Consider the following 3,898-nt stretch of genomic DNA (forward strand, 5'->3'; position numbering starts at 1 on the left):
CGAGCGGCGAGGCCGAGCGCCGGCGAGGCCTCGGGATGGCGAGCGGGGAGGAACGACCCGCGAGCGGGCGTAGCGAGGGTCCTCGGGATGGCGAGCTGTCGAGCGCGTTCGCCGCCGAGTTTCGAGCGCGACGGGGTCCTCGACACGGCCGGCGTCGTCCCCGCTGGCGGGTCGTGATTCCATTTTGGTTCCCGCCGACGTACCTGCGAGCATGAGTCCGCGCATCGGCTTCACCGGGGACGTGATGCTGGGACGGCTGGTCGACGACCGCCAGCGGTCGCGGCCCGTCGACGCGGTGTGGGGCGACGTCCTCGATCGACTGAGCGCGCTCGACGCGCTGGTGATCAACCTGGAGTGCACCCTCTCGACGCGCGGTCGACCGTGGACGCGGACGAACCGTCCGTTCCACTTCCGTGCGGATCCGGCCCGGGCGGTGCCCGCGCTGGAGCGGGCGGGCGTCGACGCGTGCGCGCTGGCGAACAATCACGTTCTCGACTACGAGGAGCCGGCGCTGCGGGACACGCTGGCGAATCTGGACGACGCGGGGATCGCCCGCGCGGGGGCGGGAGAGACGCTGGAGGAGGCGCTCGATCCGGCGTTCGTGCGGATCGAGGGCGGCGGCGACAGCAATCCGGTCGACCTTGCCGTCGTCTCGTTCACCGACAACACGCCGGAGTACGCCGCCGACGAGGACGCGCCGGGGACCGCGCGGATCGAGATCGACCGGGACGATGCGGACGCTCGCGAGCGCGTTCGTGAGTCGGTCTCTCGGGCCCGGGAGCGAGATCCCGACCTCGTCGTCGCCTCCCTGCACTGGGGGCCGAACATGGTGACGGAGCCGCCCGCCGCGTTCCGGGAGTTCGGCCGCTGGCTCGTCGACGAGGGCGTCGACGTGATCCACGGTCACAGTGCGCACGTCTTCCACGGGATCGAGGTGTACGAGGGCCGCCCGATCCTCTACGACTGCGGAGATTTCGTGGACGACTACCGGGTCGATCCCCGGCTGCGAAACGATCGGAGCTTCCTCTTCGAGCTGGCCGTCGGTGTCGACGGGGTGCCGGGGGAGCTTCGACTACATCCCGTCGAGATCGACGACTGTCGGGTCCGCGAGGCCGACGGCGACGTCGCCGAGTGGTGTCGCGACCGAATGCGCGGGCTGTCGAGCGAGTTCGGCACCGAGTTCGAGCGCGACGGGGAGGGGTTGGTGCTGGCGTCGGGGGGTTGAGTTCGGCACCCTTAAGATTCCGACCCGGCTACCACGCCACAGCATGAAGGTAGTCGTCTCCATCGGCGGCAGCGTCCTGATGCCGGAACCCGGCTCGGACCGGGTGGCCGCCCACGCCGCCGTCGTCGAGGACCTCGTCGCCGAGGGCTGTCGCGTCGGCTGCGTCGTCGGAGGCGGCGGCGTGGCCCGGGAGTACATCGCGGCCGCGCGGGATCTCGGTGCCAACGAGATCGAGCTCGACCAGATCGGGATCGACGTCACCCGGCTCAACGCCCGGCTGCTGATCGCGGCGCTCGGCGAGGAGTCGGTGACGGCGCCGGCCCGCGACTACGAGGCGGCCGGCGAGGCGCTCCGGCGGGGACACCTCGCCGTGATGGGCGGCGTCGCGCCGGCCCAGACGACCGACGCCGTGGGCGCCGCGCTCGCGGAGTACGTCGACGCCGACCTGCTCGTCTACGCCACCAGCGTCCCCGGCGTCTACAGCGACGATCCGAACGAGAACGACGGCGCGACCAAGTACGACGAGCTCTCGGCCCGCGAACTGGTCGACGTCATCGCCGACCTCGAGATGACCGCCGGCTCCTCCGCGCCGGTCGACCTCCTCGCGGCGAAGATCATCCAGCGCTCGGGGATGCGCACGATCGTCCTCGACGGCACCGACCCCGACCGGATCGCTCGCGCCGTCCGCAGCGGCACGCACGACGGGACGGACGTCGTCCCCGCCGGCGTCGGCGAGGAACCGGGCTACTGGGCTCCGGACGAACGATGAGCGCCGAGAGTCCCGACGACGCCGAGCGCGCCGACGGCGCCGAGCGCTCCGACGGCGCCGGCGCCGGTCGCAAGCGGGCGACGACCTCGCGGCCGTACACCCTCCAGCACGATCCCGAGGACGGCGACGGCGCACGCCACGCCTTCTGGGCCGACGCGGTGGCCGACCGGGTCGAGGCGCGCGTGGCCGGGCAGGTCGAGGCCGGCGAACGCGATCCCGACGACCCGATCGTGATCAAGGGCGGCATCTCGCCGTCGGGCGTCCCGCACCTCGGCAACGTCAACGAGATCATGCGCGGCTACTTCGTCGCCGAAGTCCTGCGCGAGCGCGGCCACGAGGTCCGGCAGGTATTCACCGCCGACGACCGGGACCCGCTGCGCAAGCTTCCCCGGACGCTCTGTGACCTCGACGGGAACCTCGTCGATCTGGGGGAGGTGGACGCCGGCGCGCTCGGGCGCAACCTCGGCGCGCCCTACACCGACATCCCGGACCCTTTCGGCTGCTGTGACTCCTACGGCGAGCACTTCTCGACGATCATCGCCGACAGCGCCGAGGCCGTCGACGTTCCCCTCGAACTCGTCTCGACGACGGAACTCTACACCTCGGGGCGCATGGACGGGGTCACTCGATTCGTCCTCGAGAACCGCGACCGGGCGCGCGAGGTCCTCGCGAACTACCAGGACAAGGTCGAGGCCGGCGGCGACTACGTCCCCTTCAATCCGATCTGTGCGGAGTGCGGCAAGATCACGGAGACCGTCACGGCCGTCGACCTGGACGCCGAACCGACCGACGACGGCGCGGTCGGCGCCGTCGACTACGCCTGCACCGACATGGAGGCCGGCGACCGCACGATCGCGGGCTGCGGCCACGAGGGCACCGCCTCGATCCGCGAGGGCAAGCTCCCCTGGCGATTCGAGTGGCCCGGCCAGTGGCAGGTCCTCGGCGTCGACTTCGAGCCCTTCGGCAAGGACCACGCCGAGGGCTCCTGGCCCAGCGGCGAGGACGTCGCCCGCAACGTCCTCGAGATCGAGCCGCCGGTGCCGATGGTCTACGAGTGGTTCACCCTCGACGGCGAGCCCCTCTCCTCGTCCGAGGGCAACGTCATCCTCGTCTCGGACGTTCTCGAGCTGATCGAGTCCGAGGTGCTCCGGTACTTCTTCGCGAAGGATCCCAGCAAGGCCCGGGACTTCAGCGTCGAACGCCTGGACCTGCTGGTCGACGAGTTCGACCGCTTCGAGCGCACCTACTTCGGCGAGGTCGAGGCCACCGAGTCGGAACGTCGATTCGCCGAGCGCGTCTACCCGCTGGTCGTCGACGGGGCGGCTCCCGCCGCCGAAACCGAGCGCGCCGACGGGCGCGCGACCGAGCCGCGGGCGGACCGCGTTCGCCTGCCCTACACCTTCGCGGCCGTCCTCGGGATGACGGACGATCCCGCCGTCCGCGAGGAGATCGCCCGCAAGGAGGGACACGTCCCCGAGGACGCCACCCAACAGGTCGTCGAGGACGCCCTCGCCCGCGTCGAACGGGCGCGCACCTGGGCTCGCCGCACCGAAAACGAGTTCGACTACGAGATCGCCCGGGGCGACCTCCCGGACCACGACTTCGACGCCGACACCGAGGCGGCCCTCGACGAGCTCGCCGACTTCGTCGCGGCCGGCGGCGACGAGGACCCCGACGAGTTACAGGGCGAGATCTACGAGACCGCCAAACGCCACGGCGTTCCCGTCGGCGACTTCTTCGCCGCGGGCTACCGGCTGTTCTTCGACGAGACGCAGGGCCCCCAGCTGGGACCGTTCCTCGCCCGGCTGGATCGCGAGTTCGTCGTCGAACGGTTGCGCCGGGAGCGCTAGTTCGGCTCGACCGGCTCTCGTCGACGTCGGCGGCCGCCGTCCGGACTCCGCCGC

At 71.4% G+C, this 3,898-nt stretch carries 3 protein-coding genes; all 3 read left to right on the plus strand.

Features of this window, described 5'->3' with window-relative positions:
* The first annotated feature begins 211 nt into the window (after positions 1–211).
* Genes QZT59_RS10385 through lysS form a run of 3 tightly spaced genes read left to right on the plus strand, consistent with a single transcriptional unit; the run spans position 212 to position 3,844 of the window.
* Positions 212–1,225, plus strand: a complete 1,014-nt coding sequence (locus QZT59_RS10385) for a CapA family protein (RefSeq protein WP_290815456.1) — start codon at positions 212–214, stop codon at positions 1,223–1,225.
* A 43-nt stretch (positions 1,226–1,268) separates the two neighbouring features.
* Positions 1,269–1,994, plus strand: a complete 726-nt coding sequence (pyrH, locus tag QZT59_RS10390; RefSeq protein ID WP_290815459.1) for a UMP kinase — start codon at positions 1,269–1,271, stop codon at positions 1,992–1,994.
* A complete protein-coding gene (gene lysS, locus QZT59_RS10395; protein ID WP_290815462.1) occupies positions 1,991–3,844 on the plus strand; it encodes a lysine--tRNA ligase in 1,854 nt (617 codons plus the stop codon). Before pyrH ends, lysS begins: the two co-directional genes overlap by 4 nt.
* Positions 3,845–3,898 lie beyond the last annotated feature (54 nt).

The sequence above is a fragment of the Halovivax sp. genome, from assembly GCA_007119345.1.
Taxonomy (GTDB): Archaea; Halobacteriota; Halobacteria; order Halobacteriales; family Natrialbaceae; genus Halovivax.

Bases quoted from the DNA above. Each gene is read 5' to 3' on its own strand.
- pyrH (WP_290815459.1), top strand. From the start codon at position 1,269: ATGAAGGTAGTCGTCTCCATCGGCGGCAGCGTCCTGATGCCGGAACCC.
- QZT59_RS10385 (WP_290815456.1), top strand. From the start codon at position 212: ATGAGTCCGCGCATCGGCTTCACCGGGGACGTGATGCTGGGACGGCTG.
- lysS (WP_290815462.1), top strand. From the start codon at position 1,991: ATGAGCGCCGAGAGTCCCGACGACGCCGAGCGCGCCGACGGCGCCGAG.